The organism is Streptomyces globisporus C-1027, assembly GCF_000261345.2.
Taxonomy (GTDB): Bacteria; Actinomycetota; Actinomycetes; order Streptomycetales; family Streptomycetaceae; genus Streptomyces; species Streptomyces pakalii.
In genome coordinates, this window is record NZ_CP013738.1 from 1,832,619 (window position 1) to 1,848,865 (window position 16,247).

The following is a 16,247-nucleotide window of genomic DNA, read 5'->3' on the forward strand; positions in this document are numbered from 1 at the left end:
CTCCTCAGTCCCACAGGCCCTGGATCCGCAGGATGCCCGCCACCAGGCACATCACGGAGCCGATCGACAGCAGCACGATGACGCCCTTGGGCATCCCCTGCTTGGCGAAGGAGTAGACGCCGCCGGCCAGGAAGAGGCCGACGACGATCAGGATGGTGTTGAGGCCGGTCACAGGGCGCCCTTCGTGGAGGGCAGGATGCCGGCGGCGCGCGGGTCGTGCTCGGAGGCGTAGCGCAGGGCGCGCGCGAGCGCCTTGAACTGGCACTCGACGATGTGGTGCGCGTTGCGCCCGTACGGGACGTGGATGTGCAGGGCGATCTGCGCCTGGGCGACGAAGGACTCGAAGATGTGGCGGGTCATCGTCGTGTCGTAGGTCCCGATCATCGGGGCCATGTTCTCCGGCTCGGTGTGCACCAGGTAGGGGCGGCCGGAGAGGTCGACGGTGACCTGGGCGAGCGACTCGTCCAGCGGGACGGTGCAGTTGCCGAAGCGGTAGATGCCGACCTTGTCACCGAGGGCCTGCTTGAAGGCGGCGCCGAGCGCGAGCGCGGTGTCCTCGATGGTGTGGTGGGTGTCGATGTGCAGGTCGCCCTCGGTCTTGACCGTGAGGTCGAAGAGGCCGTGGCGGCCGAGCTGGTCGAGCATGTGGTCGTAGAAGCCGACCCCGGTGGCGACATCGACCTTTCCGGTGCCGTCGAGGTTGATCTCGACGAGCACGGACGTTTCCTTCGTGGTGCGTTCCACGCGGCCTACGCGGGGGCTCATGCGTCGTGCTCCTTCTTGAGTTCGCGTACCGCATCGAGGAACGCGTCGTTCTCTGCCGGGGTGCCCGCGGTGACCCGCAGCCAGCCCGGTACGCCGTTGTCCCGGACCAGGACGCCCTTGTCGAGGATCCGCTGCCAGACGGCGTGGCTGTCGTCGAAGCGGCCGAACTGGACGAAGTTGGCGTCCGAGTCGGTGACCTCGTAGCCGGTGGCGCGCAGCTCGGCCACCAGCCGGTCGCGCTCGCTCTTGAGCTGCGCGACGTACCCCAGCAGCGTATCGGTGTGCTCCAGGGCGGCGAGCGCGGTGGCCTGGGTGACGGAGGAGAGGTGGTACGGGAGCCGGACCAGCTGGACGGCGTCGACCACGGCCGGGTCGGCGGCGAGGTAGCCCAGGCGCAGCCCTGCCGCGCCGAACGCCTTGGACATGGTCCGGGAGACGATCAGGTTGCGGCGGCCCTCGATCAGCGGGAGCAGCGAGGGCTGGTGGCTGAACTCGCCGTACGCCTCGTCGACGACGACGATCGAGGGTCCTGCGGCCTGGGCGGCGTCGTACAGGGCGAGGACGGTGTCGGCCTCGACGGCGGTGCCGGTGGGGTTGTTGGGCGAGGTGATGAAGACGACCTCGGGCCGGTGCCCGGCGATGGCGGCGCGGGCGGCGTCCACGTCGATGGTGAAGTCTTCGTTGCGCGGCCCGGAGATCCAGCCGGTGCCGGTGCCCCGGGAGATCAGGGCGTGCATCGAGTACGAGGGTTCGAAGCCGATCGCGGTGCGGCCGGGCCCGCCGAAGGTCTGCAGGAGCTGCTGGAGGACCTCGTTGGAGCCGTTGGCGGCCCAGACGTGGGCCGCGGTCACCTCGTGCCCGGCGGTGCGCGTCAGGTAGCGGGCCAGCTCGGTGCGGAGCTCGACGGCGTCCCGGTCGGGGTAGCGGTTGAGGCCGCGGGCGGCCTCGCGGACCCGCTCGGCGATCCGCTCGACCAGGGCTTCGGGGAGCGGGTAGGGGTTCTCGTTGGTGTTGAGGCGTACGGGGACGTCCAGCTGGGGCGCTCCGTACGGGGACTGGCCGCGCAGTTCGTCGCGGATGGGGAGCTCGTCCCAGGGGTTACGGGAGGTGGTGCTGCCGTTCGTCACTGCTGCGGGACCTTCCAGCCGAACCTTGCCTTGAGGGCGGCGCCGTGGGCGGGGAGGTCCTCCGCCTCGGCGAGGGTCACCACATGGTGGGTGACCTCGGCGAGCGCGTCGCGGGTGTAGTCGACGATGTGGATGCCGCGCAGGAAGGACTGCACGGAGAGGCCCGAGGAGTGGCAGGCGCAGCCGCCGGTGGGCAGGACGTGGTTGGAACCGGCGCAGTAGTCGCCGAGCGAGACCGGGGCCCAGGGGCCGACGAAGATCGCTCCGGCGTTGCGGACCCGGTCGGCGACGGCGGCGGCGTCGGCGGTCTGGATCTCCAGGTGCTCGGCGCCGTACGCGTCGACGACCTTGAGTCCGTCCTCGATCGAGGAGACCAGGACGATCGCGGACTGGCGGCCGGCGAGCGCGGGCTCGACGCGGTCGGTGATGTGCTTGGTGGCGGCGACCTGCGGGACCAGCTCCGCCTCGGTGGCGGCGGCCAGCTCCTCGGAGTCGGTGACCAGGACGGCGGCGGCCATCGGGTCGTGCTCGGCCTGGCTGATCAGGTCGGCGGCGACGTGCACCGGGTCGGCGGTGGCGTCGGCGAGGATCGCGATCTCGGTGGGCCCGGCCTCGGCGTCGATGCCGATGCGGCCCTTGAGGAGGCGCTTGGCGGCGGCGACGTAGATGTTGCCGGGGCCGGTGACCAGGTTGACCGGGGAGCAGTCCTCGGTGCCGTACGCGAACATCGCGACGGCCTGGGCGCCCCCGGCCGCGTACACCTCGTCGACGCCGAGCAGGGCGCAGGCGGCGAGGATCGTGGGGTGCGGGAGGCCGCCGAAGTCCTTCTGCGGCGGGGAGGCGACGGCGACGCCCTCGACGCCCGCCTCCTGGGCCGGGACGACGTTCATCACGACGGAAGAGGGGTAGACCGAGCGGCCGCCGGGGACGTAGAGCCCGACGCGCGCGACGGGGATCCACTTCTCGGTGACGGTGCCGCCCGGGACGACCTGGGTGGTGTGCGTGGTGCGGCGCTGCTCGCGGTGGACGAGGCGGGCGCGGCGGATCGACTCCTCCAGCGCGGCGCGGACGGCCGGGTCCAGCTCCTGGAGAGCCTTCGTCAGGACCTCGGCGGGCACCCGTACCGACTCGATCCGGACACCGTCGAGCTTCTCTCCCCAGTCGATCACTGCCGCGGAGCCACGATGGCGTACGTCCTCGCAGATGGGCCGCACCGTCTCCAGGGCGGCTTCCACGTCGAACTCGGCACGGGGCAGCAGGTCGCGCAGGGCTCCACCCTCGGGGAGGGCGTCGCCGCGCAGGTCGATTCGAGAGATCACACGGCAATTCTCTCAGACCGTCCGGGACGGCCGGTCGCGCGTATCACTGGCTGATACCGGTCGTCCGCACCACTGACTCCTACGTGTCTCGGCCATGTCCGGCCGTCACTGCTGACCGCTGGCTTTCACGGCGTCACACAGGGGCATAACGGCTCTACGGCATGTGTGCCCACCACGAGGGCATGGCGGCAGCGCCAGAGCATGTGTGCACGGAGGGAGCGGCCGTGACCGAGCCGCACGAAGGCGACATCCCGGACGGCCTCAGCGCAGCGGAGCTGGGCATGTGGCAGTCCTTCCGCAACGGGACCACCTACGACTTACGCAGTTACGACACGACCCGCAACGACCCGTTCGCCCCGCAGACGTGGGGGCCCGAGCGGAGCGTCGGCGCGCGCACGGTGGCGCGGCTGCTGCTGGACGGCCCGCCCGCCCGGCCCGGCCGGGTGGCGGCGCTGAAGCTCCGGGGGGTGCGGATCACCGGGAAGCTGGATCTGGCGGGCGGCCGGGTCTCTCCGTACGTGGAGCTGACCGGCTGCCGTTTCGAGCAGGAGGTGGTGCTCCCGGAGTGCCATTTCACGACGCTGCGGCTGGTGGGCTGCGCGCTGCCCCGGCTGGAGGCCGCGCGCCTGCAGACCGAGGGCGATCTGCATCTGCCGCGCTGCCGGATCGACCGGGGCATCCGGCTGACCGACGCCCAGATCGGCACGGATCTGCTGATCAACCAGCTCAGTGTGGGCCCGGACCGGCACGGACGGGCCATCGTCGGGGACGGCATGGCGGTCGCGCAGGACCTCCAGGCCGAGATGATCGAGACGCTGGGCGAGCTGAGCCTGCGGGGCACGAAGGTGGGCGGTTCGCTGAGCCTGCGCGGCAGCCGGCTGCGCGCCGCGGAGGACCGGCGCGCGCTGAACGCCCCGCAGCTGACGGTGGAGCGCACGCTCTACATGACCGAGGCGTGGGTGAGCGTCGACACGGGGAACCAGGGCACCACTCCCCCGTACGGCGTGGTCTACGCCCCGACCCCGGCGCGCGGCACCCGCTCGCAGGTCTTCGAGAGCAGGGGCGGGGTGCGGCTGGACGACGGGCGGTTCGGGGACGCGGTGGACCTGCACAAGGCCCGGTTCACGATGACCCGGCAGGAGGAGCTGTCGCTGCGCCGGATCGTCACGCCGGAGCTGCGGTTCAACGCGGAGCGCCCGGAGGAGGGGCGGGTCGTGCTGAACGGCGCGAAGGTGGTGACCCTGATCGACCTGTCGACGAGCTGGCCGGGCCCCGGGGGTCTGGCGATGGGCGGTTTCGTCTACGAGAACCTCGTCCCCTACGGCCACTTCCCGCTCTCCCGGCGGCTGGAGTGGGTGCAGGCCGCGACCCCGGAGTACGTCCCCGAGCCGTACGAGCGCCTCGCCACGGTGATGCGCAGCTGCGGGGAGGACGCGGACGCGCGCGAGGTGCTGCTCGCCAAGCAGCGCCGCCGCCGCGAGACGCTGCCGCCCGCAGCGAAGGCCTGGGGGTACCTCCAGGACTGGACGGTGGCGTACGGCTACCGGCCGGGCCGGGCGGCGGTGTGGATGGCGGTGCTGTGGGCGGCGGGGACGGTGGCGTTCGCCCAGCACGCCCCGCCCTCGATGAAGCGCGAGGAGCATCCGCAGTGGAACCCCGCCCTGTACGCGCTGGATCTGCTGGTCCCGGTGATCAACCTCGGGCAGGACGGCTACTGGCGGATGGAGGGCGCCTGGCAGTGGGCCGCGGCCGGTCTGGTGCTGGTGGGATGGGTTCTGGCCACCACGGTGGCGGCGGGGGCCTCCCGGATGCTGCGCAGGGGCTGACCCCGGCGGGCGGGGCAGAGGGGGGCGGATGCCGTACGGGGACTGCTCCGGGAGCCGTAACCGCACGATCGGGGGCTGTCGCTCCCCCGGCCTCGGCCGCCCTCGCACCCGGTGGCCACCGGGACGGAAGAGGCCCCCGGGTGGATCCAATCAAGCCAATGGCGGGCATTTCCTTTGCCCTTTCTTGACCAGGCTCGATACAACCCATTCACTCGGCACAGAAGCTTCACAGCACGCCTCTGGCGCGGCCCTCACCAGCGCTTTTCAATGGTCTGCACCATGGCTTTCCTTCGCGCTCTCATCGGTACCGCGCGCATGATCCGGCACAGCCCTCCGCTGTCCGCCGGACTGTCCGCGGATGACGCGGTGCTGCTCGACGCCCCGGACGAGCGGCTCTCTCCCGCGCTGGTCGCCGCTGCCCTGGGCGACCACGAACCGGCCGCCAAGCTGCTCGCCACCACCCGGGACTCCGCCGACTGGGAGAACCGGGACCGCTACCTCGGCCATCTCGTCGCGTTCGCCCGCAGCCGGGACGGCTGGCTCGTCGACTGGCTGGCCGCCGCGCCCCGCGACCCGGACGCGCTGCTGGTCAAGGCGGAGCTGTCGGTCCGCCGGGCCTGGGAGTCGCCCGCCCGCGCGGAACGGCTCCGCGAGGTCGGCCCGCTGATCACCGCGGCCGCCGACGCGGACCCGCGCGACCCCGTGCCCTGGCGCCTGGCCCTGGACCACGCGCGCGGCACCCACGCCACGCACACCGCCTTCGAGTCGCTGTGGGAGCAGGCCGTACGGCGCTCCGCGCACCACTACGGCTGCCATGTGGCGGCGCTGCGCTATCTCTCGGCCGCCTGGTACGGCTCGCACCGCGAATGCTTCGACTTCGCCGAGCAGGCCGCGGCGGACGCGCTGCCCGACTCCCTGGTGCAGGCCCTGCCGGTCCGGGCGGCGTTCGCGCTGCTCCTGGACACCCAGGCGGCGGGCCGGACCACCTCCGTGCTGGAGGAGCGGATCGACGCGGCGGCCGATCTGGCGATCAGGCTCTCCGCCGCCTACCGGCCCGGCGATCCCTGGCCGGCCGAGGTCCGCAACCTCCTCGCGTACGTCCTGCTCGCCCGGGGCCGCTGGGCGGAGGCGCTGCACCAGTTCAACCTGATCGGGCTGCACGCGACGTCGTTCCCGTGGTCGTCGGTGTCCGAGGACGCGCTCGGCCGGTTCCTGGACGCGCGGGACGGCGCACGCCTCCAGGTGGCCTCCCTGACCCCGCTGCGCGACCGGGCCGGTCACGGCCGCCCCAGGGGCCATTACGCTTGAGCGTTGTGACCACCGCCCGCCTTCCCCTTTTCCCGCTCAACGCGGTGCTGTTCCCCGGCCTGGTGCTGCCGCTCAACGTCTTCGAAGAGCGATATCGCGCCATGATGCGGGAGCTGCTGAAGAGCGACGAGGACGAACCTCGCCGCTTCGTCGTGGTGGCGATCCGCGACGGCCGCGAGATCGCCCCGACAGCCACCGGCATGCCGGACACGGTCGCGTCGGCCCCGCCCGCCGAGCGCGCCCCGGCGGACGGCTTCGGCCCCGATCCGATCCAGACCTTCCACCGGGTCGGCTGTGTCGCCGACGCGGCCACGATCCGCGAGCGCGCCGACGGCAGCTTCGAGGTCCTGGCCACCGGCACCACCCGGGTCAGGCTGCTGTCCGTCGAGGCGGACGGCCCGTATCTGACCGCCGAGGTCGAGGACCTGGCCGAGGAACCGCCCGCCGGGGACGAGACCGACGAGGCCGGAGCCCTCGCGGAGGGCGTTCTGCGGGCCTTCCGCTCCTACCAGAAGCGCCTGGCCGGGGCGAGCGAACGCTCGCTGGCGACCGGCGCGGACCTCCCCGACGACCCGTCCGTGATCTCCTACCTGGTCGCGGCGGCGACGGTCCTGGACGTCCCCACCAAGCAGCGCCTGCTCCAGGCCCCGGACACCGCGACCCGGCTGCGTGAGGAGCTGACGCTGCTGCGCAAGGAGACGGCGGTCATCCGGCACCTGCCCTCGCTGCCCGCGACGGACCTGACGCGGGCCCCCACCCACCCCAACTGACGAGGACCGGCCCCGGTGGCGAAGAAGTCCAAAAAGCACCAGCCGGGCGGCACCCCCGCCACGGTCGCCCTGACCGCGGCGGGCACCGCGTTCACGGTCCACGCCTACGACCACGACCCGGCGTCCCCGTCCTACGGCGAGGAGGCCGCCGAGGCCCTGGGCGTCTCCCCCGACCGGGTCTTCAAGACCCTGGTCGCGGACGTGGACGGCGCCCTGACGGTCGCGGTGGTCCCGGTGGCCGGCTCCCTGGACCTCAAGGCCCTGGCAGCCGCGGTGGGCGGCAAACGCGCCACGATGGCGGACCCGGCGGCGGCGGAACGCACGACGGGCTATGTCCGGGGCGGCATCTCCCCACTGGGCCAGCGCAAGCGCCTGCGCACGGTGCTGGACGCGTCGGCACGGACGCACGCCACGATCTGCGTCTCGGCGGGGCGCCGGGGCCTGGAGGTGGAGCTGTCGGCGACGGACCTGGCGGAGCTGACGGGAGCGACGTTCGCGGAGATCGCGCGGTCGTAGTCCAGCCCCTCCGGCGCTTGAGGAGCGGGGTCCGGGGCGGAGCCCCGAAATCCAGCCCGTCCGGCGCTTGAGGACACCGGGGCCCAGGGCAGCGCCCCGGTTCCGGGAAGAGTGGGGTCTCCCCTGCTCGAACGAAGCTGAGAGCTTGGGGATGGGTAGGGGAACAGGCCCGCCGCAGGCGCCCCTACGCCGCCCCACCCCCACCTGCGGGCGACGACGGCGACGACCCGGACCCCGGCCCCGCCAGGGGCCCCTGCACGGGCCCCTGGTAATACGACCAGTCCGGCTCCACATCCCGCGGCCCGAACGCCGCCGTCAGCAGCAGATGGATCCCCATCGCCGCGAACGGCCACGCCAGCACCGCCACCCACACCGTGTGCAGCTCCAGCGGGGCGTCGAACGTCACGCCCTGCCCCGCCTCCCGGGCCCGCCCCACCACGTCGGAGGACGGCCCCAGCCAGATACCGACCCGCCACGCGATCAGCGAGGCCAGCAGCGCGCCCAGCGCCAGGCCGACGACCACGAGGACGCCCCCGCGGCGCAGCCGCCAGAAGACGAGGGCCGCCGAGAGCACGCCGAAGCCGATGGCCAGCAGGACGAACGTGCCGTCCGCGCCGATCGCCTCCTCGCCCTCGCTGTTCTTGAGGAAGACCGCCGTGTCGTCGGAGACCAGCGGAACGCGCGGCGCGAGCCACAGCCACAGCAGCCCGAGGGCGATGCCCGAGACCGCGACGAGGACGGCGACGACAGCGGCCTGACGGAGCTCCGTGGCCGTGTCCGGGTCGTCCGGCGCACCCGGGGAGGGCGCGAGGTGGGAGCCCGGGGGCGGGGCCTGCCAGGGATCGTGGGGGCCGGGCTGGTGAGGCGGCGTCAGAGGTGCGGTCACCGTGCCATCGTGCCAGGCCACCCTGTGAGGCGCCTCACCGGATACCGCACCCGTGCCCGCAGGACCCGGGGCGCTACCGTACGGCGGCCCGCCGGTACGCCCACGTCGCCACGGCCAGCGAGAGCACCCCCACCGCCGCGCAGATCGCGAGGAAGAAGGCGATGATCCACCAGTCCGGGCGGGCGTCGAAGGACCGGGCCAGCGCCTCGACCCCGTACGTCGAGGGCAGCAGGTCGCGCGCCCACCCCACCGGCTGCGGCAGCCGCTCGGCCGGCAGCACCCCGAGGAGCAGGGCGGCGGACATCCCCAGCTGGCCCAGCAGGGTCGCCAGCTCCGGGCGCGGTGCGAGCAGCCCGAGGGCCGCGCCGAGCCCGGCCAGGGCGGCGCCGGAGAGCGGGATGACGGCGACCAGGACCCACAGGTGCGTCATCGGCAGCTGGAACAGCACACTCCCGGTGATCGCGGTGACGACTGTGCCGGGCACGGTGAACGAGGCGTACGCGGCGGCCGCCCCGAGCACCACCGCGGCGGGCGGCACGGGCAGCGTGGCGTAGTGGTCGAGCCCGCCGCTCGCCCGCAGCTGCCCGAAGTACTGGGCGAGCAGGTTGAGCGCGACGAACGCAACGACCAGGACGCTGGATCCCGCGACCACGGCGCGGGCCTCCGCGCCCCCGTCCACGACGCCCCGCATCAGGATCATGATCCCGACGGACTGGAAGGTCGCCACGAAGAGCAGCGGAATCCGGGCGACGCGCGCCCGGGAGAGCTGCGCGCGGTAGACGGCGGCCAGCGAGGGCAGCAGCCGGGCGCGCGGGGCGAGAGGCGCCGCGACGGTACAGGCGGGGCCGGTGTCGGAGGAGCCGGGCGCGGGCCGGGTACGCGTCGCCGCGGTCCTGGCCGGAATGATGCTCGTCACCTGAGGCCGCTCCCCTTCGACACATCCACCACGTCAAACACGCCCAGCACGTTCGGCACGCCCAGCACGTTCGGCACGTTCGGTCCGGGGAACTCGCCCCACCCGCCGAATACGTCCTCCGCGCCCGGCGCGTTCACGTCCCCCACGGCACGTACGGCTCTCACGCCTTCACCAGCCCCTCGGTCGCATCGCCGGCGTCTCCCCCGAGCGCGAGGTAGACATCTTCCAGGCTGGGGGTGGCCAGGGTGAAATCGTCGAGCGCGGCGAAGGCCTCGCCGCCTGTCACCGCGGCGACCGCGGCCCGTGCCTCGTCCGGCCCGAGCCGCAGCACCCAGCGCCGTCCGGACTCCTGGGCGGACGGCCGCAGCGCCGCCACCTCGGGGACGTCCAGCGGGGCCCGTTCGCGCCAGACGAGCTCGACGCGGACCTCCCCGGCGACCCGTTCCTTGAGCCCGGCGGGGGTGTCGCAGGCGATGACCCGGCCGCGTTCGAGGACGGCGACCCGGTCGAGGACGGTCTCGGCCTCGATGACGTTGTGGGTGACCAGCAGGACCGTGGCCCCGCGCTCCGCCCGGCGGCGGTCCACGGCGGCCCAGACGGCACGGCGGGCGACCGGGTCCATACCGGTGGTCGGTTCGTCGAGGACCAGGACGGGCCGGTCGCCGACCAGGGTGGCGGCGAAGCAGGCGAGCCGGCGCTGACCGCCGGAGAGCTTCTTCAGGGGCCGCCCGGCGATCGCGGTGAGGCCCAGCTCCTCCAGGACGGCGTCGCGCTCGGCGCGGGCCTCCTGGAGCGAGAGGCCGCGCAGCCGGCCGGTGGTCTCGGCGGCGAGGGAGACGGTCAGTTCGTCGAGGGCGGTGGACTCCTGCCCGAGATAGCCGATCAGCCGTGAGGCCAGCTCGGGGTGGCGTACGAGGTCGTGGCCCAGCACCTCGACACTGCCGGAGTCGGGCCGCATCAGCCCGGTGAGCTGGCGGACCAGGGTCGACTTGCCGGCGCCGTTGGGGCCGAGCAGTCCGAAGATCTCGCCGCGCTCGACGTCCAGGCGGATGCCGTCCGTGGCGCGGACCTCGGGGCTCGCGGGTGCGCCCCGGCGGCCCCGGGTCGCGGGGTAGGTCTTGACCAGATCGCGCACCGCGCACACGGTGCCGGTGTCCCGCTGCGCCTGTGCTGTGCCCGTACTCACGAGGTATGAGGGTACGGGGTCACATGCCCCGGTTCGCGCCCGGGGCCGCCCCGCGTCGCCGCCCGTGAGGACGCTACTCGCCCGCCGGTACGTGCTCGGCGGCGGCCCGTACGTCGATCTCCCGCCAGAAACCGGCCCGGATCGCGTAGCGGTCGTGCTCGTCGATCTGGTCGTCCTTGTGGGCGAGCAGTCCGAAGCGGGCCGCGTACCGCAGGAGTTCGCCGTCGATCCGGTGCGGGATGCGCGGGTACATGGTGGAGAGCTTCTGCAGGTGGACGCTTTCCGGGAGGCGCTCCATCCAGCGGCGGGCGAAGACCTGGCCCACTTCGAAGGGGTCGCCGCCGACGGTGGTGATGTCCTCCTCGCGGTCGGCCCAGCGCTGTTCGGCGCTGGTGACCTGGGCGAGGGTCGGCAGGGACGCGGTCTCGGCGGGCTCGCCGAGGGGGCCGCCGCGCTCCACCCACCCTTTGTCGGAGGACCAGCGCAGCGTGGCGCTCGCGGGCTGGGCCGGCTGCTGGCGGTCCGGGTGGGCGGCGTGGGCGCGCAGTGCGGCCAGGTCCTTGGGGGTCGGCACGCCTTTGTGGCCGGTCGTGGGCGTGCCGGTGGCGGCGGGTGCGCTCTCGGCCGGATCCGGGGTGCCCGACCGGGCCGCGGCGGCCTGGGCGGCCTCGGAGGCGCGTTCGGCGGAGGCGGCGAGGGCGGCCTCGGGCAGCGGTGCGGAGAGGATCGCGGCGATCTCGGGGCGGGTGGCGGGCTGCGGGGCGCAGGCGCCGCCGAGGTCCTTGGCGCGTACGGCCTTGGTGATCCAGGCCCGGTCGAGGACGCGTCGTTCGTCGGCCTCGGCGACGAGGTCCTCGGACTGGTTGTAGTCGCCGTCGGCGGCCTGGACGGCCCAGAGGTGGACGGCGACCCCGTGTTCCTTGGCGGACATCAGGCCGGGCAGCAGATCGCCGTCGCCGGTCACCAGGACCACGTCCGAGCAGGCCCGGTTCCTGGCCAGTTCGGTGAGCTCGGCGTGCATGGCGGCGTCGACGCCCTTCTGGGCCCAGCGTCCGTCGCTGCGGGTCAGGGCGCCGAGGCGTACGGTCACCCGGGGCATCACGCGGAGCCTGCGGTGCTCGGGCTGGGGCACCCGGTCGGGGGCGCCGTCGAACCAGTAGATGCGCAGCAGGGGCTGCTGGGTGTCGGCCTCGGCCCGCTCGCGCAGCCCCTGGATGAGGGCGGCGTGGTCGACGGTGATGCGGGAACGGGCGGGCTCTCCGGCCAGCAGGCTCGCGGCTGCGCCCAGCAAGTAGCCGGCGTCCACCAGGACGACGCAACGGTCCACGCGATCCACCCTCTTCCAGAACTCGGGAACGGTTCAGCGGCCCGTTCCTCGATGACCCGGTCCGCTTACCCAGGGTTTCCTTCGAGTCTGCCCGACCGCGCAGGGGTTAACGGCCGGAACTGGATCATCGGCGTGGCGGATCCGGAAAGGAAGCGGAAAAGGAAGGAAGAAGGTGCGCGGAATCGGGGGTCACCGCGAGAACCGCTACGGACGGTAATGATCCAACATGCGGTGTTTGCGGCGCTATGTGAGTCTGACAGCGGTCCTGGCCCCCCAGGATTCCCCACAGGAGGCATTCACCATGGCCAAGAACAAGAACCGCAAGCAGGGCAGCCAGCACGACCGCGCGTCCGCGTCGGAGCGTAGCGCGGAGCAGGCCAAGTCGACGGCGTTCGAGTCCCAGAACCAGCCGCAGGCGCAGGCCCAGGGCAGCCCGTCCGACGTGGCGCGCAAGCATCAGCGACGCTTCGGCCACAACTGACCCGTCGGCCGCTTGCGGTAGCGAGTTGTGACAGGCGTTGAAGACAGCGAGAGGGGCGCCCCGCCGATGCGGGGCGCCCCTCTCGTCATGTCGTGTCGTGCTCGGGCTCAGCCGGCCAGGCAGGCCGGGCCGAGCAGCACCTTCAGGTCGCCGAAGAGCGCCGAATCGGCCTTGACCCGGTGCCGGTCGAGCCGGAGCACGGTGGTCTTGCTCGGGCCCTGGAGCTTGATGCGCACCTCGGTGTCGCCCCGGTGGTGGCTGAGCACCTCGCCGAGCCGGGTGACCATGGGCGGGGTGATCTTCACGGTGGGGATGGTGAGGATGACCGGCGCGTTGGTGCCGGCGTTGGAGATGTCCGGGACCTGCATCTCCATGGCGACGAGCCGGGGCACGTCCTCACGCTTGTCGAGGCGTCCCTTGACGAAGACGACGGTGTCCTCGACGAGCTGGGTGGAGACCAGCTGGTAGGTGGCGGGGAAGAACATGCACTCGATGGAGCCCGCCAGGTCCTCCACGGTGGCGATGGCCCAGGCGTTGCCCTGCTTGGTCATCTTGCGCTGGAGGCCGGAGATGATGCCGCCGACGGTGACGATGGCGCCGTCCCCGTAGTCCCCGCCCATGAGCTGGGAGATCGAGGAGTCGGCCTTGTCGGACAGCACGTGCTCCAGTCCGAACAGCGGGTGGTCGGAGACGTACAGGCCGAGCATCTCCCGCTCCTGGGCGAGCAGATAGGCCTTCTCCCACTCGACGTCGGAGAACTCCACGTCGAGCCCGAAGCCCGGCTCGCCGCTCTCCTCCTCGCCGCCGCCGAAGAGGTCGAACTGCCCCTCGGCCTCCTTGCGCTTGACCTGCACCACGTTGTCGATCATCGGCTCGTGGTGGGCGACGAGGCCCTTGCGGGTGTGGCCCATCTCGTCGAAGGCACCGGCCTTGATGAGCGATTCCACGGTGCGCTTGTTGCAGACGACCGCCTCGACCTTGTCCAGGAAGTCGGGGAAGGAGCTGTACTTCCCCTTCGCCTTGCGGGACCGGATGATCGAGTCGACGACGTTCTGGCCGACGTTGCGGATGGCGGTCAGGCCGAAGAGGATCACGTCGTCGCCCTGGGCGGCGAAGTTGGACAGCGACTCGTTGACGTTCGGCGGGAGCACCTTGATGCGCATGCGGCGGCACTCGTTGAGGTAGACCGCGGACTTGTCCTTGTCGTCCTTGACCGAGGTCAGCAGGGCGGCCATGTACTCGGCGGGGTAGTTCGCCTTGAGGTAGGCGGTCCAGTAGGTGACCAGGCCGTACGCCGAGGAGTGCGCCTTGTTGAACGCGTATCCGGCGAACGGCACCAGGACGTCCCAGAGCGACTTGATCGCCGCGTCGGAGAACCCCTTCTCCTTGGCGCCCTTCTCGAAGAGGACGAAGTTCTTCGCCAGCTCCTCGGGCTTCTTCTTACCCATCACACGGCGCAGGATGTCGGCCTCGCCCAGTGAGTACCCGGCGACGATCTGGGCGGCCTTCTGGACCTGCTCCTGGTAGACGATCAGGCCGTAGGTGAGGCCGAGGACCTCCTTGAGGGGCTCCTCCAGCTCCGGGTGGATCGGGGTGATCTCCTGGCGGCCGTTCTTGCGCTCCGCGTAGTTCGTGTGCGAGTTCATCCCCATCGGGCCCGGCCGGTAGAGGGCCGAGACGGCGGAGATGTCCTCGAAGTTGTCGGGCTGCATCTGGCGGAGCAGGGAGCGCATGGGCCCGCCGTCGAACTGGAAGACGCCGAGCGTGTCACCGCGGCAGAGCAGTTCATACGTCTTGGGGTCGTCCAGCGGCAGGGAGAGCATCTCCAGGTCGATGCCCTTGTTGGACTTCACCATCTTGATGGCGTCGTCCATGATCGTCAGGTTGCGCAGGCCGAGGAAGTCCATCTTCAGCAGGCCGAGCGACTCGCACTGCGGGTAGTCCCACTGCGTGATGGTGACGCCGTCGGTGTGCCGGACCCAGACGGGTGCGTGGTCGACGATCGGCTCGCTGGACATGATGACGCCGGCGGCGTGCACGCCCATCTGCCGGACCAGGCCCTCGACGCCCTTGGCGGTGTCGATGACCTTCTTGACGTCCGGCTCGTTCTCGTACATCCCCCGGATCTCGCCCGCCTCGCTGTAGCGCGGGTGCTTGGGGTCAGTGATGCCGTTGAGGTCGATGCCCTTGCCGAGGACGTCGGCGGGCATGGCCTTGGTGAGCCGGTCGCCCATCGCGTACGGGTAGCCCAGCACACGGGCGGAGTCCTTGATGGCGTTCTTCGCCTTGATCTTGCCGTACGTGCCGATCATGGCGACCTTGTCGGCGCCGTACTTCTCGGTGACGTACCGGATCACCTCGACGCGCCTGCGCTCGTCGAAGTCGATGTCGACATCGGGCATGGAGACGCGCTCGGGATTGAGGAACCGCTCGAAGATCAGCCCGTGCTCGATCGGGTCGAGGTCGGTGATGCCCATGGCGTACGCCACGATCGAACCGGCCGCGGAGCCACGGCCGGGGCCGACCGCGATGCCGTTGTTCTTGGCCCACATGATGAAGTCGGCGACGACCAGGAAGTACCCCGGGAACCCCATCTGGATGATGATGTCCATCTCGTACTCGACCTGCTTCTGCCGGTCGTCGGGGACCCCGTTCGGGAAGCGGCGGGCCATGCCGACCCGGACCTCCTCCTGGAACCAGGTGATCTCCGTGAAGCCCTCGGGGATCTCGAACTTCGGCATGAGGTTCTTCGCCTCGAACATGCCGGTGGTGTCGATCTGCTGGGCGACCAGGAGGGTGTTGGCGCACCCCTCCTGCCAGGCGTCGGAGGAGTCGACGGCGTACATCTCGTCCGTCGTCTTCAGGTAGTAGCCGGTGCCGTCGAAGCGGAAGCGGTCGGGGTCCGAGAGGTTCTTGCCGGTCTGGATGCAGAGCAGGGCGTCGTGGGCGGTCGCCTCGTGGGCGTACGTGTAGTGGGAGTCGTTGGTGACGAGCGGCGGGATGTTCAGCTTCTTGCCGATCTCCAGCAGCCCGTCGCGGACCCGGCGCTCGATCTCGATGCCGTGGTCCATCAGCTCCAGGAAGTACTTGCCCTCGCCGAAGATGTCCTTGTAGTCGGAGGCCGCCTGCACCGCCTCGTCGAACTGGCCGAGCCGCAGCCGGGTCTGCACCTCGCCCGAGGGGCAGCCGGTGGAGGCGATGAGCCCCTCGGACCACTGGGAGATGGTCTCCTTGTCCATCCGGGGCCACTTCTGGAGCCAGCCCTCGGCGTACGCGTCGGAGGAGAGCCGGAAGAGGTTGTGCAGCCCCGTCTTGTTGGACGCCCAGATGGTCTTGTGGGTGTAACCACCGGAACCGGACACGTCGTCGCGCTTCTGGTGCGGCTGTCCCCACTGCACCTTGCGCTTGTGCTTGCGCGACTCGGGGGCGACGTACGCCTCGATGCCGATGATCGGGGTGACGTCCGCCTTCTTCGCCGAGTGGAAGAAGTCGTAGGCCCCGTGGAGGTTGCCGTGGTCGGTCATCGCGATGTGCGTCATGCCCATCTCGTTGGCCGCCTCGAACATGTCCTTGAGCCGCGCCGCACCGTCCAGCAGCGAGTACTGGGTATGAACGTGCAGGTGCGTGAAGGGCGGCTTGGTCACGGCGTCGGGCCTCCGGGAAGTCGGGCGATGACGGACGGGGGGACAGCGTGGAAGTCTACGACGTGACGGAGTCGAACGACGGGCACTCCCGGCTTCCGCCGAGCGTTGGAGAGGGCGGGACGAGTGTCCGTTTTGTCATGCACTCGGTCACGTCGATCCACAGTTCCACCCCATAC

15 protein-coding genes are annotated in these 16,247 nt (G+C 71.5%); 5 read left to right on the forward strand and 10 right to left on the reverse strand.

Annotated elements, in window-relative coordinates:
- Nucleotides 1-4: 4 nt before the first annotated feature.
- Genes WQO_RS36355 through hisD form a run of 4 tightly spaced genes read right to left on the reverse strand, consistent with a single transcriptional unit; the run spans nucleotide 5 to nucleotide 3,211 of the window.
- A complete protein-coding gene (locus tag WQO_RS36355; protein WP_003969742.1) occupies nucleotides 5-172 on the reverse strand; it encodes a hypothetical protein in 168 nt (55 codons plus the stop codon).
- Nucleotides 169-765 carry an imidazoleglycerol-phosphate dehydratase HisB gene (gene hisB / locus WQO_RS08050; protein WP_003969740.1) on the reverse strand — a complete coding sequence of 199 codons (597 nt, stop codon included), beginning with the start codon at nucleotides 763-765 and terminating at the stop codon, nucleotides 169-171. The genes WQO_RS36355 and hisB overlap by 4 nt, the downstream gene beginning before the upstream one ends.
- Nucleotides 762-1,892 (reverse strand): histidinol-phosphate transaminase, encoded by a 1,131-nt coding sequence (locus tag WQO_RS08055; protein WP_010064539.1) that lies wholly within the window; start codon nucleotides 1,890-1,892, stop codon nucleotides 762-764. The genes hisB and WQO_RS08055 overlap by 4 nt, the downstream gene beginning before the upstream one ends.
- Nucleotides 1,889-3,211 (reverse strand): histidinol dehydrogenase, encoded by a 1,323-nt coding sequence (gene hisD, locus WQO_RS08060; protein WP_010064540.1) that lies wholly within the window; start codon nucleotides 3,209-3,211, stop codon nucleotides 1,889-1,891. Before hisD ends, WQO_RS08055 begins: the two co-directional genes overlap by 4 nt.
- Before the next feature lie 224 nt (nucleotides 3,212-3,435).
- On the opposite strand from hisD, the gene WQO_RS08065 reads away from it, so the two are divergent.
- From WQO_RS08065 to ybaK, 4 genes are all read left to right on the forward strand, one after another.
- Nucleotides 3,436-5,037, forward strand: a complete 1,602-nt coding sequence (locus WQO_RS08065) for a hypothetical protein (protein ID WP_010064541.1) — start codon at nucleotides 3,436-3,438, stop codon at nucleotides 5,035-5,037.
- A gap of 267 nt (nucleotides 5,038-5,304) precedes the next feature.
- Nucleotides 5,305-6,345, forward strand: coding sequence for a hypothetical protein (locus WQO_RS08070; protein ID WP_010064542.1), 1,041 nt, complete (start codon nucleotides 5,305-5,307; stop codon nucleotides 6,343-6,345).
- 5 nt (nucleotides 6,346-6,350) lie between these two features.
- Nucleotides 6,351-7,115 (forward strand): LON peptidase substrate-binding domain-containing protein, encoded by a 765-nt coding sequence (locus WQO_RS08075; protein ID WP_010064543.1) that lies wholly within the window; start codon nucleotides 6,351-6,353, stop codon nucleotides 7,113-7,115.
- Nucleotides 7,116-7,130: 15 nt separating this feature from the next.
- Nucleotides 7,131-7,631 carry a Cys-tRNA(Pro) deacylase gene (gene ybaK, locus WQO_RS08080; RefSeq protein WP_010064545.1) on the forward strand — a complete coding sequence of 167 codons (501 nt, stop codon included), beginning with the start codon at nucleotides 7,131-7,133 and terminating at the stop codon, nucleotides 7,629-7,631.
- A 184-nt stretch (nucleotides 7,632-7,815) separates the two neighbouring features.
- Here ybaK and WQO_RS08085 read toward each other — a convergent pair whose 3' ends face one another.
- From WQO_RS08085 to WQO_RS08100, 5 genes are all read right to left on the reverse strand, one after another.
- Nucleotides 7,816-8,538: a hypothetical protein gene (locus WQO_RS08085; RefSeq protein WP_010057929.1), complete on the reverse strand. Its 723-nt coding sequence runs from the start codon at nucleotides 8,536-8,538 to the stop codon at nucleotides 7,816-7,818.
- Nucleotides 8,539-8,590: 52 nt separating this feature from the next.
- Nucleotides 8,591-9,433 carry an ABC transporter permease gene (locus WQO_RS08090; RefSeq protein WP_058953915.1) on the reverse strand — a complete coding sequence of 281 codons (843 nt, stop codon included), beginning with the start codon at nucleotides 9,431-9,433 and terminating at the stop codon, nucleotides 8,591-8,593.
- Complete coding sequence (locus WQO_RS36105; RefSeq protein ID WP_158073226.1) at nucleotides 9,430-9,570, reverse strand: hypothetical protein; 141 nt, start codon at nucleotides 9,568-9,570, stop codon at nucleotides 9,430-9,432. The genes WQO_RS08090 and WQO_RS36105 overlap by 4 nt, the downstream gene beginning before the upstream one ends.
- 23 nt (nucleotides 9,571-9,593) lie before the next feature.
- A complete protein-coding gene (locus WQO_RS08095; protein ID WP_010057926.1) occupies nucleotides 9,594-10,577 on the reverse strand; it encodes an ABC transporter ATP-binding protein in 984 nt (327 codons plus the stop codon).
- 115 nt (nucleotides 10,578-10,692) lie between these two features.
- Nucleotides 10,693-11,955, reverse strand: a complete 1,263-nt coding sequence (locus tag WQO_RS08100; protein ID WP_193407175.1) for an NYN domain-containing protein — start codon at nucleotides 11,953-11,955, stop codon at nucleotides 10,693-10,695.
- 292 nt (nucleotides 11,956-12,247) lie between these two features.
- On the opposite strand from WQO_RS08100, the gene WQO_RS08105 reads away from it, so the two are divergent.
- Nucleotides 12,248-12,427: a hypothetical protein gene (locus WQO_RS08105; RefSeq protein WP_010057923.1), complete on the forward strand. Its 180-nt coding sequence runs from the start codon at nucleotides 12,248-12,250 to the stop codon at nucleotides 12,425-12,427.
- A gap of 107 nt (nucleotides 12,428-12,534) precedes the next feature.
- On the opposite strand, the gene dnaE is transcribed toward WQO_RS08105, so the two are convergent.
- Nucleotides 12,535-16,071 (reverse strand): DNA polymerase III subunit alpha, encoded by a 3,537-nt coding sequence (gene dnaE / locus WQO_RS08110; RefSeq protein ID WP_010057921.1) that lies wholly within the window; start codon nucleotides 16,069-16,071, stop codon nucleotides 12,535-12,537.
- Between the last annotated feature and the right edge of the window lie 176 nt (nucleotides 16,072-16,247).

Bases quoted from the DNA above. Each gene is read 5' to 3' on its own strand.
- WQO_RS08105 (WP_010057923.1), top strand. From the start codon at position 12,248: ATGGCCAAGAACAAGAACCGCAAGCAGGGCAGCCAGCACGACCGCGCG.
- WQO_RS08070 (WP_010064542.1), top strand. From the start codon at position 5,305: ATGGTCTGCACCATGGCTTTCCTTCGCGCTCTCATCGGTACCGCGCGC.
- hisB (WP_003969740.1), bottom strand. From the start codon at position 765: ATGAGCCCCCGCGTAGGCCGCGTGGAACGCACCACGAAGGAAACGTCC.